The sequence below is a fragment of the Kribbella sp. NPDC058693 genome (assembly GCF_042715335.1).
Classification (GTDB): domain Bacteria; phylum Actinomycetota; class Actinomycetes; order Propionibacteriales; family Kribbellaceae; genus Kribbella; species Kribbella jiaozuonensis.
Window position 1 is genome coordinate 16,272 of record NZ_JBHXSQ010000007.1, and the last position, 17,189, is coordinate 33,460.

Annotated in this window: 17 protein-coding genes; 4 read left to right on the forward strand and 13 right to left on the reverse strand. The window is 67.9% G+C overall.

The features are described 5' to 3' along the window. Window positions 1-19: 19 nt before the first annotated feature. On the forward strand, window positions 20-712 hold the full coding sequence (locus ACFWUU_RS39145; RefSeq protein ID WP_380183572.1) for a GntR family transcriptional regulator: 693 nt from the start codon (window positions 20-22) through the stop codon (window positions 710-712). After that, the gene (locus ACFWUU_RS39150) at window positions 709-1,119 is read left to right on the forward strand and encodes a hypothetical protein (protein ID WP_380183574.1); all 411 of its coding nucleotides are present in this window, start codon (window positions 709-711) and stop codon (window positions 1,117-1,119) included. Before ACFWUU_RS39145 ends, ACFWUU_RS39150 begins: the two co-directional genes overlap by 4 nt. Window positions 1,120-1,563: 444 nt before the next feature. Here ACFWUU_RS39150 and ACFWUU_RS39155 read toward each other — a convergent pair whose 3' ends face one another. After that, entirely contained in the window at window positions 1,564-3,153 is a 1,590-nt protein-coding gene (locus tag ACFWUU_RS39155; RefSeq protein ID WP_380183576.1) for a phosphodiester glycosidase family protein, read from the reverse strand. 70 nt (window positions 3,154-3,223) lie between these two features. Further along, complete coding sequence (locus ACFWUU_RS39160) at window positions 3,224-3,568, reverse strand: VOC family protein (protein ID WP_137256345.1); 345 nt, start codon at window positions 3,566-3,568, stop codon at window positions 3,224-3,226. 99 nt (window positions 3,569-3,667) lie between these two features. Between ACFWUU_RS39160 and ACFWUU_RS39165 the strand changes: the two genes are divergently transcribed. Beyond that, window positions 3,668-6,685 (forward strand): NACHT domain-containing protein, encoded by a 3,018-nt coding sequence (locus ACFWUU_RS39165; RefSeq protein ID WP_380183578.1) that lies wholly within the window; start codon window positions 3,668-3,670, stop codon window positions 6,683-6,685. A 40-nt stretch (window positions 6,686-6,725) separates the two neighbouring features. On the opposite strand, the gene ACFWUU_RS39170 is transcribed toward ACFWUU_RS39165, so the two are convergent. The 11 genes from ACFWUU_RS39170 to ACFWUU_RS39220 form a co-directional block, all read right to left on the reverse strand. Then, the gene (locus tag ACFWUU_RS39170; RefSeq protein ID WP_380183580.1) at window positions 6,726-7,922 is read right to left on the reverse strand and encodes a Gfo/Idh/MocA family protein; all 1,197 of its coding nucleotides are present in this window, start codon (window positions 7,920-7,922) and stop codon (window positions 6,726-6,728) included. A gap of 141 nt (window positions 7,923-8,063) precedes the next feature. Then, window positions 8,064-8,732, reverse strand: a complete 669-nt coding sequence (locus tag ACFWUU_RS39175; protein WP_380183582.1) for a glycerophosphodiester phosphodiesterase — start codon at window positions 8,730-8,732, stop codon at window positions 8,064-8,066. After that, entirely contained in the window at window positions 8,729-10,120 is a 1,392-nt protein-coding gene (locus tag ACFWUU_RS39180) for an MFS transporter (RefSeq protein ID WP_380183584.1), read from the reverse strand. Before ACFWUU_RS39180 ends, ACFWUU_RS39175 begins: the two co-directional genes overlap by 4 nt. Continuing rightward, the gene (locus ACFWUU_RS39185) at window positions 10,117-10,548 is read right to left on the reverse strand and encodes a MarR family winged helix-turn-helix transcriptional regulator (protein ID WP_380183586.1); all 432 of its coding nucleotides are present in this window, start codon (window positions 10,546-10,548) and stop codon (window positions 10,117-10,119) included. Before ACFWUU_RS39185 ends, ACFWUU_RS39180 begins: the two co-directional genes overlap by 4 nt. A gap of 21 nt (window positions 10,549-10,569) precedes the next feature. Continuing rightward, a complete protein-coding gene (locus ACFWUU_RS39190; RefSeq protein ID WP_380183588.1) occupies window positions 10,570-11,583 on the reverse strand; it encodes a 2-hydroxyacid dehydrogenase in 1,014 nt (337 codons plus the stop codon). Continuing rightward, entirely contained in the window at window positions 11,580-13,040 is a 1,461-nt protein-coding gene (locus ACFWUU_RS39195; RefSeq protein ID WP_380183590.1) for an FGGY family carbohydrate kinase, read from the reverse strand. Before ACFWUU_RS39195 ends, ACFWUU_RS39190 begins: the two co-directional genes overlap by 4 nt. Before the next feature lie 10 nt (window positions 13,041-13,050). Beyond that, window positions 13,051-13,851 (reverse strand): DeoR/GlpR family DNA-binding transcription regulator, encoded by an 801-nt coding sequence (locus ACFWUU_RS39200; RefSeq protein ID WP_380183592.1) that lies wholly within the window; start codon window positions 13,849-13,851, stop codon window positions 13,051-13,053. Further along, the gene (locus ACFWUU_RS39205; protein ID WP_380183594.1) at window positions 13,848-14,477 is read right to left on the reverse strand and encodes a histidine phosphatase family protein; all 630 of its coding nucleotides are present in this window, start codon (window positions 14,475-14,477) and stop codon (window positions 13,848-13,850) included. The genes ACFWUU_RS39200 and ACFWUU_RS39205 overlap by 4 nt, the downstream gene beginning before the upstream one ends. Further along, the gene (locus ACFWUU_RS39210; RefSeq protein ID WP_380183596.1) at window positions 14,474-15,832 is read right to left on the reverse strand and encodes an FGGY-family carbohydrate kinase; all 1,359 of its coding nucleotides are present in this window, start codon (window positions 15,830-15,832) and stop codon (window positions 14,474-14,476) included. Before ACFWUU_RS39210 ends, ACFWUU_RS39205 begins: the two co-directional genes overlap by 4 nt. Before the next feature lie 135 nt (window positions 15,833-15,967). Further along, complete coding sequence (locus ACFWUU_RS39215; RefSeq protein ID WP_137256334.1) at window positions 15,968-16,201, reverse strand: hypothetical protein; 234 nt, start codon at window positions 16,199-16,201, stop codon at window positions 15,968-15,970. 307 nt (window positions 16,202-16,508) lie between these two features. Then, complete coding sequence (locus ACFWUU_RS39220) at window positions 16,509-16,730, reverse strand: hypothetical protein (protein WP_137256333.1); 222 nt, start codon at window positions 16,728-16,730, stop codon at window positions 16,509-16,511. Window positions 16,731-16,872: 142 nt separating this feature from the next. Here ACFWUU_RS39220 and ACFWUU_RS39225 point away from each other — a divergent pair, with 142 nt between their 5' ends. After that, window positions 16,873-17,142: a hypothetical protein gene (locus ACFWUU_RS39225; protein WP_380183598.1), complete on the forward strand. Its 270-nt coding sequence runs from the start codon at window positions 16,873-16,875 to the stop codon at window positions 17,140-17,142. Window positions 17,143-17,189: the final 47 nt, after the last annotated feature.

The window sequence follows — 17,189 nt, forward strand, 5'->3', positions numbered from 1 at the left end:
CCAGATCCGGAGACAGCTGATGGCTGACGCGTTGGGGCCGATGGAGGCGCAGGTGGACCGGCGGGTCCTACGGCGGCAGATGCTCGCCGACGACGTCTACGAGGCCATCAAGACGATGCTGATGGACCACGTCATCAGACCCGGGGCGCGGATCTCGATCGACGGGTTGGCGCGCGAGTTCCAGGTGTCGTCGACACCGGTCCGGGAGGCGCTGGCGCGGCTGGAATCGGAGGGTCTGGCGGTCAAGGAGCCGCTGAAGGGCTACCGAGCGACGCCGCTGCTGACGCTGGACGAGTTCGACGACCTCTACCGCTTCCGCCTCCTCCTCGAACCGTGGGCCGCGCGACGCGCCGCCGAACTGATCTCTCCGTCGGGGATCGAACAGCTGCGCTCCGAGCTGGCCAACGCAGTCGAGCCGACATCGATCGACTACGCCGGCTACAAGTCCCTCACCGCCCACGACAACCGCTTCCACACGCTGATCACGTCGCTGTCGGGGAGCGAGCAGGTCCGCCTCGCATTCGAGCGGACCCACTGCCACCTACACATCTTCCGCCTGCACTACAACCGCGACATCGGCCCCGAGGTCCTGACCGAACACCGCATGTTGGTGGAGGCGATCACGTCGGGCGATCCTGCGCGCGCAGAGGCCGCGATGACCCAACACATCGAAAATTCCATGACGCTACGGCTGCGCCGCATCTACGAATGACGCGACGGCCGTTCCCGCTGGCGGTACCGCCGGAGCTGACGGCGTACATCCTGGACTTCCACTGGGACCTCGACCTCCTGCACGCCCTCGACCTGCCGGTGATTGAGCTGCCGGTCACCGACCTGGCCCATCATCTCGACCTGCCGTTCTGGGCGTACGACGACCGCCCGTTCCAACTCACGCCCCACCAGGTGGCGGCGGATCCGGTCACCTACCAAGACCAGTACGAACGCACGCTGGCCGCCGATCTACATCATCCGCTGGACGTCGTCCGCCGACCCGACGACCGGCTCACGATCCTGGACGGGGTCCATCGACTCCTACACGCCGAACTCGAAGGCCGGACCGTCGTCGCCGCACGCATCCTCCCCTGGACCGACCTGGACCGAATCGCCGTCCGCGGGTGAGCTGCCCCGCGGGCTGATCGCTGGGTCTTGCCGGTTGCCGCGGCGGGTGCTCGCTCGCGCTCGCATGTGACTACCTGGGCCTGGCGCAGTCGCCTACGAGGAAACGCCGGCCTAGCAGTCACCCGCGAGCGGCAGCGAGCGCAGCGCGGGCGGCAGCCCGCCACCCCCGGCGGCAGCCGGAAGACGCGGCGGCAGCCGCAAGGTCCGGCGATAGCCGGAAAGGATGCACCGGCGATAAGCCGGGGGGCGGGTGGGCAGCGTGCGGAGTGGTCGCGCCGAGGAGCGGAGCGACGAGAGGCGGGCGCGGAGCACGCGGGGGGGGAATGAACCCCCAGGGGGAGGCGGGCCAAAGCTTTGTTTAGGGGGGGCGCGGGGGGGCGGGGGCCTGCGGGGGGGGGGCGGCCCCCCGGGGGGGGCTCTTCCACCCCGCGTGCTCCGCGGCGACTACTTGGTGATGACCAGGGCGTCCCCGACCGGGCGTTCGCCGGTGGCGTCCGAGGGGGTGTTCAGTACTTTGCCGTTGGCAACCATTGTGGTGGAGCCGCCGCCGTCGAGGTTGATGGCTTCGGTTAGGTGGAAGGACTTGGCTACCGCGGCTGCCTCGGAGATCGACAGGCCGAGGCTGTTGACGTTGCGGCCGTCGGCGGTGATCAGGACTGTGCGGCCGTGGTCGTCGACGCCGGCGATCGTGCGCGGGTTTCGTTTGTGGACCCAGCCGTAGTAGAAGCTCGGCGTGTCCTGCACCATCCCGTCCGCGGCCGCGGTGGCAAACACCCGCCCGTTGCGGACCAACTCCGGTCCCCCGTTGACGATCGTCGTACGCCGAGACAGTGACACCGGACGCCCGCGATCATCGAGCAGCGTCGAACGGATCGACAGCGGTCGACCGACCTTGGCCGCAGCCAGCAGCGGCGCGACGAGATTGCCGATCGCCTGCACCGTCCGCCCGCCTTCAGGGATCGCCCCGCCGCGGGTCGTCGTACGGATCGCAGTGACAATCCCCCGCCGATCGAGCAGCACCTCAGCACCCGGTCCGCTCGGCGTGCTCACGCCGTACGACTCGTCGAACGCGATCAGCTCGTCCGCGTCGGTGCAGGTCGTGTCGTGCATCGGCTTCGCGGTCGGCAGGTCGTCCGCCGTACCGCCGCAGTTGCGGATCAGCCCCGGCACCCGGTTCAGCCCGTCGAGGGGCAACGACGCCCCAACGCCCCGAACGGACCCACGCCAAGTGAACCGGTCGACAGACGTGCCACGCGGACCAAGCACGAGCGCCGGCCGCCCGTTGGTCGGCTCGCTGACCAGACGCCCGTCGTACACACCAACACCGGCCGCATCGCCAGGCGCCCCCGACTTCGGGTCGAGCACAAAGAACCCGGCGTTGACCGCAGCCGTCGCGCCGGTCAGCGTCGCGAGCGTGGTGGTCGTCTCGCGCTGCTCGATGTCCGAGCCGTACGTCGCATCGAGCGTGCCGCGGAACTTCTTCGGGTCGATCGTCAGGACCTGTACGTGCCACGGACCGGTCGAGCCGGCGATGTCGTCAGGCTCGCCGTCCCACCCGGTGTAGATGCTCGATCCGCTGAGCCCGGCCGCGATCACCCTGGTACGCAGGGCGTCGGCGTCGGCCTTGTTCGCGAACAGTCCGAGCCGAACCCGGTACCCGAGGTTGCCCCCGCCCGCGTCAGCAAGCCGCGGCGTCGGCACATCCTCGACCCGCGGTTCGAGGCCTGCGGCGCGGAGCTTGTCGGCGGCCTTGTTGGCGCCGGCCTGGTCGGAGATCGCGGCCGCGGGTGCGTCCGGATCGGGCGAGGAGGAGGGGATCGCGATCTCGACGGTCCAGCCGGCTTTGGTGTCGGTCTGGCCGCGGACGATCGTCGTCAGCGTGACGCCCGGCTGCAGTGTGCGGGTGTCACGGGTCTCGGTGAGGTTGTCCGGGCCGAGCGGAAGATGCTGCGTCGGCGGGGTGGCGACAGCAGTCGTGCCACCAAGGGTCAGAGAAAGGCAAAGGGCGGACAGGCCCAGACGTCGCAGGGTCATAGGACGTTCCTACGTTCCGCCCTCCACTGTCGCAACCTGAGCGGAGCGTCGTGTTCTTGAACAACAAACGTCACTCCAGCGGCGCACCGCCGTACGAGACCTCGTTCCCGTCCGGGTCGAAGAACGTCGCATGCCGTACGCCGTTCTCGTACGTCTCCCGTGCTGCGGGCACAAGGCCGCGCTCGGCGATCCCCCGCAGTACTCCCTCGAAGTCCTCGACGAACAACGTGTGCTGCGCATGCCCCGCATGCTCCGGCACCACCTCGATGTACAGGAACTGATGCTCGCCGAGCTCCCACACCGCCTCAACATCATTAGGCAGAAAACTCGGCGGCCCACCGAACAACTGCTCGTACCACGCAACCGCGATCCCGTAGTCCCTGACAGAAACCCCTGCAAACAGATCCAAAGCCATACCGGATCGTAGCCGCGCCGCGAGCGGCGGAGCCTGCCGGTACATCTGCGCGTCGAATAGATTTGCTGCCGTTGCAGGCACCGACCGTGAGGACGAACCATGTCGCCGCATGAGGTCATCGGGGAGTTCGCCCTCGGGCTGGTGGTCAACGCCGTCAGCAGGGGCGCCGGCATGCTGGCCGCGCTCCTGCCTGTCGGCGAGCCGGTCAGCGAACAGACCTGGTCACGGGGTGCGGTGAACCTCGCCGTACAGGCCGAACTCGAGGACCACGACCTCTCGCCTGAGCTGCTGACCCGGATCGGCGAGTTCCTGCGCCAGTCTCCCGAGGCACAGCACCTCGCCGAGGCCGCACTCCTGGTCACGCTGATGCGAGGCGACACGGAGTCGATCCAGAGCAAGTTCCGGGCCGAGGTTCGAGCCGCCCTGATCCTGACGATCGCCCCGCACCCGAATGACATGCCGGCGGTCGCAGGAGCGATCACCGCAGGTCTGCTGGCGGCCGCGCGAGGTCTGTACGGCAACGCCAAGAGCCGATTCAGCCGAGGTACCGGGGACGGAGCCAAGTCTTACCTCGAACAAGCCGCCAACCGGGAGCTACTCGCGCAAGCACTGCAGTCGAAGTTGAACCTGGTCGACTTCGCCGCGTTCGTCGGTTCGTACCGCAACCTCGTACAGCAGAAGACCGAGATCCTCACGCTGGCACAACTCGACCAGCAGCGGTCGATCCGGCTGCAGGACGTCTATGTCGCACCTGATCTGCAGGCGATCGACGGCGGCTGGGACTCGGTCGCAAAGTCTGACCGCCTTGATCTACGGGACGTGTTCGAGTTGTCGGCGCGGACCGTCGTCCTCGGGGATCCAGGGGCCGGCAAGTCGACCCTGATCCAGCACCTGATGCACGAGACCAGCAGTGCAACGGAACAGAACGCACGGGTCCCGTTCCTGGTGGAGCTCCGCCGGTACAACGACGCCAAGACGCGGGATCCGCGCCGGATCCTCGATCACATCGAGAGCTGCATGGCGGAGGACTACCAGCTGGTCCCGCCGCCCGGTTGCATCGAGTGGCTCCTCATCAGTGGGCGGGCCGTCGTCATGTTCGACGGTCTGGACGAGGTGGTCAACGGGACGTCCCGGGCAGCCGTCAAGGACTCGGTCCTGGCCTTCGCGAGTCTCTATGCCGCAACACCCATGGTGGTCACCTCGCGTTCGGTCGGCTACGACATCGCCTCGTTGTCGAGGACGGACTTCACCCATTTCAGGATCCTGCCGTTCTCCGACGATCAGATCCGGCGGTACTGCGAGTCGTGGTTCCGGATCGACGCGCGTCTTACTTCGCAGGTGCTGGAGCAGCGGGTGAACTCGTTCGTCGCAGAGTCCGAGGAGCACGCCCCGGACCTGCGCGCGAACCCGCTGATGCTGAGTCTGCTCTGCGCGATCTACATGGGCGAGAGATCGATCCCGGAGAACCGACCGGAACTGTACGAGAAGTGTGCTGCCCTGTTGTTCGATCGCTGGGACGCACTGCGCCGCATCGACACTCCGCCGGCGTTCAAGGCCGACGCCAAGATCGCGCTCTGTGAGATCGCCCTGTGGATCTATCAGAGCGCGGAGCGCCAGCAAGGTGTCACCGAGGCAGCGCTGGTACAGCGGCTGACCAGGTTCTGGCAGGAGCAGCGCCTTCCGGATGTCCTCGCCGCCCGCGAGGCCGCGCAGGAGCTGGTCTCGCTGTGGCGTGGCCGAGCCTGGCTGATCACCGACCTGTCTTCCGGACCGACCAGTCAGCCGATCTTCGCATTCACCCATCGAACCTTCCTCGAGTACTTCGCCGCGGTGGAGCTGGTTCGCAGGGCCGGCGGCCCCAAGGAACTGCTCGCCAAGCTCGCCCCTCACCTGGAGATCGCCGAGTGGGAGGTCATCGGTGAGGTATCGGTCGCGGTCCTCGACAGCTTTCAGCATCGCGGGGCCGAGCGGTTCGTTCTGGAGCTGTGCCGCCGGGCGGGCCAGTCCACGCAGAAACGCCGCTACATGCTGACGGCGTTCGCCCTCCGTCTCCGCGAGTTCGGGCTGCTCACCCCAAGAGCGGTCGAACGGCTCACGTCACAGGTACTCCGAACCTATCTCCAGTCACAGAATCCCGGCCGGGACTACCGCGAGATCCGGGCCTTCTCGGTCCGCTGGTCCTACTGGGAGGACCGTGATCTGCCCGCATCCAGCGAGGATCTGCCGGGAGCGCTCAAGGAATCCCTCGGCAAGGTCGCCGGCGACCCGCAGAGCCCGGACGACATCTCTCCGTTCCATGGAGAACTCCTGCTGCTGAATCTGGTCTCGCAGTTCCCCGATGCGATGCGGGTGGTCGAACAGCTGATCGAGGAGCTCTGGGAGCTGATCAACAAGCCCGATGTTCAGCGCGGGCCGTCGTACCGCCTGTTCGCCTGCCTACCGGCCCTGGTTCGCCTCGCGGGTCGGCCGACTGAGGACGTCGTCGCACAGACCCAGGATCTGATCAGCAAGCTGCATGCCCAGGACGCCGCGGAATCGCTCTATGACAGCGGGCCATTGACCGTACTGGCGGCGGTCGCGCGCGGCATGACAGTCGGCGACGACGTGCTCGACGAACTGCCATGGCAATTGTTCGTCGCCCGCGACTCCATCCTGGTGTCGAACTTCGTGAACCTCGACACCAGGCCGAGGCTTCAACCGCTGCTCGACGGAAGCCCGACGGCGGACTGGATCGAGGCGCGCCTCAGGGCGTTCAGCCTCCGCTTCATCGCTACCGTCGAAGACCTGTCGGCCAGCCGAATCGAGGTCTGGATCAATTCCTCTGATCTGGTACCGATCGAGCGGATCTTCGAACGGCTGGTCAACGAAACCGTGCCTGCGGCTCCGGAGATTGCGACTGCTTACTGGCTGCTGGCCACCTTGATGTCTCAGGCGAACGAGGTACGGCTGAACGACGCGCTACCGATCTGGCTCGGCGAGATGTTCGCTCACCTCCCTTCCGAGTTCAGGCGGCTGCTTGTTACCACTTACCGCCGGCGTCCGGCACAACCCGGGCACCTACCGGACGAAATCGTCCGTCTCTCGGAGAGTCCGCCTCAACTGGTGGAACTGGACTAGGGCCGATCTCGCCCCAGTCCAGTTCACATCACCTTGCCCGTCAGACCGGAGCGTCGCCGTGGTCGGGGATTTCTAGTTGTACGCCGCCTTGGAGGGCGGACTGGTGGGCGATGATGCCGGGGAGGGTGTAGCGGGCGGAGACCCAGGCGTTGATGGGTGGGAGGGTCTTGTCCGCGACCGCGCGGACGAAGTCGTCGGCGAGGAAGTGGTGGGAGCCCTCGTGGCCGTTGTGCATGCCGTCGAACTCCTTCGGCAGGCGGCTGCGGTCGTGGACCGGGGAGAGGCCGGAGCGGAACGCGTCGCGCAGCGCGGGGTCGACGTTCGCCAGGTCGGCGTCGTCGAGGTTGCTGCTCGGCTTGGTCTCCATCAGGTGGGAGACGTCCTCGACGCCTTCCTTGTTCTGCCACAGGGTCGTGGTGGCGAGCTGCTCGAAGCTGCCCTCGGTGCCGAACACGCGCAGCCGCGACTCGCGGATGTGCGACGGGTACCCGACGCGGCGCATCTCGTTGGTCCGCATGATGCCGCCGTCGGCCAGCTTGAAGAGGGCGGTCGCGTTCGAGAAGTCGTTGTTGAACTGGCTGACGTCCTTGTCGAAGACGCCGTCACCGCGGTCGTCCTTGACGCCGATCGCCGACACGTGCGTGGCGTGCTGACCGGTCACCGAAAGAACGTTGCCGACGGCATGCGTCGGGTAGAGCAGCGGCGGGAACGACGCGGTCTTCTTCCAGTCGTCGCCGCCGGAGTACTGGTACGCCGCGTAGAAGCCGAGGTCCATGTCGTGGACGTAGTCGCCCTCGGAGTAGAACACCCGCCCGAACGCACCCTCGGCGAGCTTCTGCCGGCAGTACACCGACGACGGGTAGTAGAAGCTGGTCTCACCCATCATGTACGTCAGGCCGGTCTCCTTGACCAGCTCGATGATGCGCGCGATCTGGTCCGCCTCGATCGCCATCGGGACCGTCGAGTACACGTGCTTACCGGCCTCGAGCGCCTTGATCGCCATCTCCCCGTGCAGCCAGCGCTGGGTGAAGATCGCGACCGCGTCCAGGTCCGACTCGAGCATCTCCTCGAACGACGCGTGCGTGACTGCGATGCCCTGTTCGGCGGCCATCTCCGCGGTCCGCTCCGGGATCACGTCGGTCAGCCGCACCTCGGACACATCCGGGTGCGCGGACCACAACCGCAGGAACGAAGGAGCAAACTGTCCGGCGCCAACCACGCCGATGCTGATTCCCATGCGAGACAGGCAATCACACATTTATGTTCTACGGAAGAACAAATTCAGACGTTGGAACGTGTGAGAGTCAGCACGCCGCCTCCGGCGTCGGGGGGTGGGTGGGCGCCGTTGGAACGTGTGAAGCCAAGCACGTTGGAACCCTCAGAGCAGCAGGTGGGGGTTGTCGGTGGTGACGCCGTCTACGCCTAGGGCGGTGGCTTGGGCGAGGGTGGCTGGGTCGGGGACGGGCCAGGCGGTGACGGACAGGCCGGCGGCGTGTAGTTCGTCGACGCCGGCTGGGGTCAGGCCCGTGATGCCGCAGAGGGACCAGGTGGCTCGGGCCTCGCGGGTCCGGGTGATGACTTCAGGGATGTCCGGCGTACGGCCGAAGATGTGGCCGGTGGTGGCGTCGGGGTAGGAGTCGCGGACGGCCAGGAGGATCTCTGGGTGGAAGGACGTGACCAGGGTTCGGGCGGCGAGGGACGGGTTCGACTTGAGGGATTGAGCGAGGAGCGGTACGGCGGCCTCGGACTTGACCTCCGCCTGGATGCGCACGTCTACGGCGTCGATCACCTCGGACCACGTCGGGATCTGCTCGCCGAGGCCCGCGTCCAGCGATCGGAGCTCGGCGAGAGTCAGCGACGCGACCTCGCCCGACCCGGAGGTGGTCCGGTCGACGCTAGCGTCGTGCATGATGACGAGCTCCCCGTCGGCGCTCACCCGCAGGTCGAGCTCGATCTCGTAGCACCCGTCCGCGACCGCCCGGCGGAACGATCGCAGCGTGTTCTCCGGCTCGGTCCCCAGCGCACCCCGATGCCCGGTGATGATCACAGCGCGCCCTTTCTCGCGAACACCACATCCAGCAGCAGCACCGCGGCGATCCCGCCGACGAGCAGCCCGAGCCGGTGCAGGCCGGCATCGGTCGCGGGGCCGGCGAAGACGATGGCGATCGCGGCGGCGGCGAGGTTCGCCCCGACGTACTGCGACGTACGGAACAGTCCGGCCGCCGCGCCCGCGACCTCAGGTGGGGCAGCCCGGTAGACGGCCAACTGGTTGCCGAGTCCGTTGAAGCCGTTCGGTATGCCGAGAATCGCGCTGATCACCACGAGTACGACGATCGGCGTACCGCTGTGAACTCCGAAGGCCAGCGCGGCGCCCCCGACCAGCAGCCCGGCCGAACCGATCATGAGCAGCAACCGATCACCGTGACGGCGGGCGAGCTTCGTGGCGATCGCGACGGTGATCGCACCAAGTGTCGCGATCGGGAGGACCACCAGACCGACCTTCGTCGGATCGAGGCCACGGGCTTGCTCGAGCCAGCCGGGCAGTCCGTAGAAGATCGCGTAGAAGGCGACGTACGTCAGCATCGTGCGGAGGTAACCGAGGGACAGCGGCGCACTACGGGCAAGCAGGCGTACGTCGACGAACGGCGTCGTGGAGCGCCGTTCCCAGAGGATGAACAACACAGCCAGCGGGATCGCTGCGCCGAGCAGCCACCAGTTCGGGTTGGTCGACAGCGAGAGCAGGACCAGCATGAGCGCGGTCATTGCCAGCGTGAAGAGCACCAGGCCGCCGAGGTCGATCTCCCGCCAGAGCTTGCGGTCGTCATCCGCCGGTCGGGGCGGGTCCTTGGGGACGAGCCGCAGTACGGCGATGCCCGCGACGGCGGCGACCGGGAGATTGACGAGGAAGATCGCCTGCCAGTCGAACGTGCCGACGAGCAGACCGCCGACGCTCGGGCCCAACGCGGCTGAGGTTTGCGCAAAGACGGACAGCAATCCGAGAGCACCCACCGCGGAGGCCTTCCGACGGTCGGCGATCCGGCGGATCATCGCGACCCCCGACGGGAACTGAGCGCCGGTCCCGATCCCGAGCAGGACCCGCGCGGCGATCAGCCAGCCGAGGCTCGGCGACAACGGAGCCAACGCCGACACGACCGCCACGAGCCCGAGCCCGGCAAGAAAGACTCGCCGGGCACCGATCAGATCAGCCAGTCGCCCGGCCGTCGGCGCCGAGACCGCTGTCGCGAGGTACAACCCGGAGACCAGCCATTGCGTCTCGGTCCCCGCGTGGAAGTCCGCGCCGATCGCAACCAGCGCGACGGCGATCATCGAGGAGTTCAACGGCTGCAGCAACGTGCCCAGCCCGACCGAAGCGGCGTACCGCGCCGGCAGTTCCCCCGCCTGAACTACCTCCCGTTCCTCGGCGACCTTCGTCACTCGACAACCTCCGAGAGTTGGTCCATCAGGCGGGCGGCCAGGTGGAGGAGTTCTCGTTCGGTCGGGGTGAGGGTGGTCTCCATTGCCTTCGCGAGGAAGGTGTCCCGTCGGCGACGGTCCTCGCGGACCAGGGTGGCGCCGGCGGGCGTGATCTCGAGGAGGATCTGACGGCGGTCGGCGGGATTATCAGCACGGCTGATGAATCCGCTCGCTACCAAGTCTGTGGTGGCGCGCATCATGGTCTGCGGGGTGACGCGCTCGGCGGCGGCCAGGTCCGCGTTCGTCATCGAACCTTCGCGCTCCAACCAGCCCAGCACGTTGAACTGCGAATAGCTGAGCTCACCCTCGGGCCGCTCCTGACGCAACCGGCGGACCAGCCTGAACAGACTGGTGCGGATCTCGTGCGCGGCAACATCCGAAGAACTCATACCATCAGCATAGCTGATGATCTATATCAACCCCAGAGGATCCTTTCCGGACAGGAACGCTGCCACCGCCTCGGCCGCGATCGAGCCGGCCCGGTGGGCGGTCTGCCGGGTTGCGCCGGCCAGGTGCGGCGTCATGACTATGTTCGGCGCCGTCAGTAGCCGCGAGCCCGCAGGTAGCGGCTCGGCCGGGAACACGTCGAATGCCGCCGCCCCGAGCTGCCCCGACTCCAGCGCGTCCACCGTTGCGTCATAGTCGAGCAGCCCGCCACGCGCGGTGTTCACCAGTACGGCGCCTCGCGGCATCGACGCGAGCTGCTCCGTACCGATCATTCCGCGGGTCTGATCAGTCAGCCGCGCATGCAGACTCACCACGTCGGATCGCCGCAGCAGCTCGTCGAGCTCCACCAGCTCGATGCCTTCCGGGGCGTCATCGACGTACGGATCGGCGACCAGGACATGAGCGCCGAAGGCAAGCATCACCCGCGCGACCCGTTGCCCGATCGCGCCATAACCGACCAGCCCGACGGTGGATCCGTCCAGCTCGCCGCCGCACTCGTCGTACGCGTAGAGGTCGGAGCGCCACTCCCCCAGCTCCAGCGTCCGCTGCAGTCGCGGAAGGTTGCGCAGGGCACCCATCATCAACGCGACCGCATGCTCCGCGGCCGCCACCGCGTTGCGTCCTGGCGTGGATGCGACCGCGATCCCCCGTTCAGCCGCAGCGGCAACGTTCACGTTCACCGGCCCACCGCGGCAGACGACCAGGTACCGCAAATCGGGCGCGGCAGCCAGCACCCGCTCGGTGAACGGTCCCATCTGCGTGACCGCGAGTTCGACCCCGGCCAGCGCCTCGATCAGCTGGTCCTCGACATCGCTGGCCTCGTCCACCTCGGCAACCCGCCCGTACGGCGTCAGCGGCCACGGCAGCGTGATCTCGCTGAACTCGAACACGACATCGGGGATCGTGCTGAGCGACGCCGCGAGCAGCTCGTTGCGTACGAAGTGGTCGCCGGCGAGCAGCGTCTTGACGGTTCTCATCGATCTCCTGTGAACGTGGGTGCTGGGTCGGACCAGCGCGGGCGGGCCGCCTCGATCCGGCGCAGGTAGTGGGCGTATCCCTCGGCGTAGAACGTGGCGCGGGCCGGATCCGGGTCGACCTGGCGGGTCTCGGCGATCCACTCCGCTCCGGCGCTGTCCGGGTCGACGGCCCGTCGCGCGCAGATCACCGCACCCCGCGCGGCGACCTGTTCGGCCTCGGCGGTGTGCAGCGGCGCGTTCAGTACGTCGGCGAGGATCTGGGTCCACTCGCTGCTCCGGGCGCCACCGCCGCAGACCGTCACGCGGCCGGACCATCCGGCAGCCTCGAGGCAGTGGCGAGCGGCGTACGCGATTCCTTCGCAGGTCGCGCGGACGAGGTCGGCTGTCGTCGTGGACAGCGAGATGCCGTCGATCGTGCCGCGGGCGCGGGTGTCGACGAACGGCGCGCGCTCACCAGCCTCGGACAGATAGGGCAGGACCGTCACGCCGGACGCGCCGGGCGAGCTCTCGGCGAGAAGGCCCGGCAGCTGAGCAGTACCGACGCCGACGAGTGCGAGCACCCGGTCGAGGGCCGCCGTGCCGACCATGGCGGGCATCGCGCGCAGCCAGACGCCGGGGGTCCAGGTACCGAGGAAGAGCCCGGCCGGCTCGCCGTCGACGGGCAGTTCACGGGTGACGACCTGGCACGCCAACGTTGTACCGACGGTCAGGAGCGCATCGCCAGGCTCGGTCACGCCGGCACCCGCCGCCGCGGCCGGAAGGTCGTACGGCCCGGCAGACACCCTGGTCCCGCGAGCCATCCCCGTCGAGTCGTCCCGCAACTCGCCAACCGGCCCCGCACCGGCAACGGGCGCCAGCAGCCGACGCAAGCCCGACAACCCCGTGGCCGCCAGCGCCTCGTCGTCGTACTCCCCGGTCCTTGGATCAAGGAACGGCGCCGACGCATCCGACACATCCGTCGCCCGTACGCTGGTCAACGCCTGCATCACAACGTCCTTGCAGTACGCCGCCGTCCCCGCCCGCTCGATCACTCCAGGTTCTTCCGCCAGTACTGCGGCCAGCAGCGGCCCCGACGCACCGGGGAACATCCGATTCCCCGACCGCCGGAACACCCGCTCGGCCACACCACTACCGGTCCACTCATCGAGGATCGGGCTCGACCGCGCGTCCAGCCACGAGATCGCCGGGCGGACCGGCGTACCCGCATCGTCGACCAGCCAGAGGCCGTCGCCCTGCGCGGTGATCGCCAACACACCGGGCCGGCTTCCGACCGCGCCGGCCAACTCCTGTACGACCTCGTTGACCGAGGCAACTACTTCGAGAGCCTCGTGTTCGAACCGCCCCGGACTGCGGTGCAGCAACCGGGTCGGCCGGGATGCCTCTGCCAGCGGGCGGCCGTCGGCGTCGAAGGCGACCGCCTTGGTCACGGTGGTGCCGACGTCTACTCCGACGTCCATGAGCCCCCTCCTAGAGTTTGGCTACCTCCACGGTGGCGCCGTGGTCGCGCAGCGGTTCGATCAGGTCCTTCGGGGTCTTCTCGTCGACGATCACGACGTCGAAGTCGGTCAGCGGCGCGAGCCGGTGCAGGGCGGTGCGCTGCAGCTTGGCGTGGTCGACCAGCAGCACCTTGGTCCTTGCCGAGCGCAACATCGCCCGCTTCACCAGGACGATCTCCTCCTCCTGGTGGAACGCGTGCGTCGGCGACACCGCGGAGACAGAGCAGAACAGCAGATCGGTGTGCAGCGCCTCGACGGCCTCGGCGCACGGCATCCCGCCGAACGAGTCGTGGGTCGCGGAGTAGATCCCGCCGAGTGCGAGCAGCGTGATGTCGCGGAGCTGGGACAGCCGGGTGATCGCGGGCAGGAAGTTCGTTGCCACGGTCAACGGTGTGATGTCCTCGATCAGGTCGATCAGGGCCAGCGCGCTGGTCGAGTCGTCGAGCATCACCGACATCCCCGGCTCGATCATCGCCCGCGCGTGCCGGGCGATCGCAGCCTTCTCCGCGTGCGCGGTGTTCAGCCGGTACGCGACGTTGCTCTCGAACACGCTGGTCGGCTGCGCGCTCACGCCACCGCGGTACTTGCGGACCACGCCCTGCCGCTCGAGCTCGTCCAGGTCGCGGTGCACCGTCATCACGCTCACCCCGAACGCCTCGACCAGATCGTTGGCCGAGACCGAGCCGTGCTTCACGACGTACGCCGCGATCTCGGCCTGCCGGCGTGCCGGCCGGCTCAGTTCGGTGGTGTCGCCATCGATGTCCGATGTCATTCCCGGGTCTCCATTCGCGCAGGCTCGATCACAGGTGGAACGTTGTACGCCTCGAGACCCACTGTGCCGTCCTGCCACCGGAAACGCACCAGCGCCGCGGGACCGAGCGCAGGTAGCAGTCTGCGGTAGTCGTTCAGTCGCAGTCCGAGCGCCCTGCAGACGAGCAGCCGGATGAGCGTGTTGTGCGCGACGACAAGGACCCGCTGACCCTCGTGCCGCTCGGCGATCTCGGCGAAGACCTCATGCACCCGATCAGCAGCATCGGCCGGATGCTCGCCGCCCGGGAAGTGGTCGAGCACCGGGTCCAGCACGAACGCCTTCGCCACCGCCGGCGGCAGTTCGCTGAGCATCTTCCCCTCGGCCGACCCGAAATCGACCTCGCGCAGCCGCGCATCCACGGTCGGCTCCAGGTCCAGCGTCTGGGCGATCGGTCCGATCGTCTGCCGGGCCCGCAGCATGGGCGAACACCACAACGCGTCCGGCGCATAGTCCAGCGCCCAGTCCTTCAACTGCTGTGCCTGCTGTACGCCGACCTCGTCGATCGGGAGGTCCGTCGAACCGGTGTAGCGGTTGCCGTGATGCCATTCGGTCCGGCCGTGGCGGGCCAGGACGATCGTCGTTCTCATCCGCGATACCCCCGACGGTCGAGCTCCGCGACAAATGCGCCGTACAAGTCGTCAAGTCGTTGGTCGCCTGGTTCGAGGACGCGATCCACACGGACCATGCGTCGCGCGGTGCCGGTGAGATCGATCCCACCTGACGCGGCCAAGACAGCCATGCCGTACGCCGGGTCCGGTACGGCCGGAAGCTCGACCGGTACGCCGAGCACGTCGGCCCGGAGCTGGTTCCAGTAGCCGCTCCGCGTGGCGCCACCGGTCAGCGAGACCGACCGCACCGGGTCCGCGCCGAGCGTCTCGAGATGCTCGAAGGCGAGCCGCTCGATGAAAGCGACCCCTTGGAGTACGGCGGCGTACGTGTGCAGGTCGTCGGGGGTGCTGCCGAGCGTGAAGCGCTCGGCCTGAGGTGCGACGAAGGGGAACCGCTCGCCGGTCTTGGTGAGCGGATAGGTGACGGCGTCGATCGGGCCTTGAGCGCGCGCGGCGCGGTCGAACGCGTCGAGGTCGGCCCCGGGAAGAAGCTCGGTGAGTACGCCGGCACCCGTGCTGGACGCGCCGCCGGGGAGCCAGCCGCCGTCGGGATGACGATGGCTGTAGACCGCGCCGGTGGGGTCGACGAGCAGGTCGTCGCTGACGCCTTTGAGAACGAGCGTCGTACCGAGGACCGAGTTCCACGCGCCTGGGCTGAGAGCACCAGCGGCGATCTGGGCGGCACAGCCGTCGGTCATACCGGCGTGGACGGGGATGCCGGCGGGAGTGCGGCCGAGCTCGACGCCGGGCCGGACAACCGCGGGGAACGCGGACAGCGGGAGGCCGAGCTTGTCGAAGGCCTCGGCCGGCCAGGTCTCGGCGAGCAGGTCGTAGCCGGTCTTGAGGGCGTGGCTGGTGTCGGTGGCGACCGGATGACCGACGAGGTGGGCCGCGACGAAATCGGCGCTGTGGACGACCCGGCGGTCGGCGAGATCGTGACCGTCCGCGACGAGCTCGAGGATCTTCGGCAGAGCCCAGGTGGGCTGCATGCTCGTCGCCCAGCGGTCCGGGTCGGCGTCCACGATGTGGTCGCGACGGGCGGCCGCGCGCGCGTCGTCGTACATCAGTGCTGGGGTGACGGGTCGGCCGGCGCGGTCGGTGAGGAGGAAGGTGCCGGAGGTCGAGCAGATCGCGATGCCGTCGACATCGGCCGTCCCGACCTCGGCCAGGACTGCGTCGACGGCGCTGAGCCAGGACTGCGGATCCTGCTCGTGGCGGACGCCGTCCCGATGGCTGGTGAGCGGACGGGTTGCACGCGCGAGCACGTGGCCCTTGGCATCGGCCAGCACGGCGCGCACACTTTGCGTGCCGAGATCGAGACCGATCCAGCCCACGAAGCCTCCCAGGTGAGTGTTATCTAGGTTGATAACATAACACCAGAAGGCGATAAGAACGCGCCAGCCTGGTGGCCGAACGCGGACACAACGCGGCCCCCGCAGCCGATGGGATGCGGGAGCCGGAGTTGACGATCAGGAGTGCATCAGCACCAGAGCCGGGTCGACTGTTGCCAGCTCGACGCGGCCGGCGTCGACAGCGCCGTACGCGCCGATCGGGCCGCTGCTGCGGCGGCCACTGCGGTTGGTCCAGAACCCCCAGCCGGCCGGGGCGTCGGGCCAGGCCGGGTCGGGCTCCCAGCCCATCGGCGGACGCCAGCTGTCACTCGGCGGCTCAGGCCAGTCGGGTGGAGCGTTGAACTTGTGCACGAGCGGTCCCTCCGGATTCCCCAGCGATCCGCTGATTCGCGAACTGCCTGACAGATCAACGAGCTGGCACGCCGAATGTCACGGATAAATCTTCGTAAAGTTTCATCCGGCACACGGCCACCTATCTCACCACCAGAACCCGACCCCGGCAACCGCTCTCTCACTGACCGGACTGCACGTGCATCCTCACCGGCATCAGTTGTCTCCTCCACAACCAGCCCCCAGGTTGTCCACAGCAACCGTCCACATATCCACAGCTAGACACCGTTATCCACAGGTGATTCTGTGGATACACAGCGTGAGGGAATCAGGCGGCGACGGCCTCGCTGATCCGGGCCGGGAGGGTGCCGGCGGCAACTGCCTGGTCGAGGGCGGCGAGCTGGGAGCAGGCGAGGGCGATCGCTTCGGCCTGGGTGTGGCAGCCGTCGGCGTACCAGTAGGGATCGTCCGGCTGGCGATCATCGGCGTCGTCGATGTCGGCGTACCAGCAGTCGTGCCGGTAGTGCACGACCCGCACCTTGAGCTTCATGTGCGGTGAGACGCCGGATCCCGGCAAGAGGTTCCTGCCGGACCCTTTCGACACAGGTCGAAAGGGTCCTGAACCCGGAACCCGGCGTTTTGACGTCTCGTCGCAACCACCGTCAGCACGACCAACGACGAGGGAGTCTGCGATGGCCTGGGGAGAGAAGAAGCAGCCGAGAGCAGTGCGGAACGCTGCGAAGGCGGTCGACAACGCCTACCAGCGGCAGGAGGACACGGCGGAGAACGGCCGCCAGATGCGGCAGGCGATGCGCGGGACGAGCCAGATCCACCAGACGATCCGTTCCGGCAATGCTGCCGACCGCAGCGCCAAGCGGAACGTGAAGAACGCCGAGAAGGCTTACGACAAGGCTGTCCAGAAGGCGGCCGAGAAGGCCGCGAAGAAGAACCGCGGAAGGTAGTCCGGCGTCGGTGGCGGACCATTTGATCCTTGTTTGAAGGGTTTACA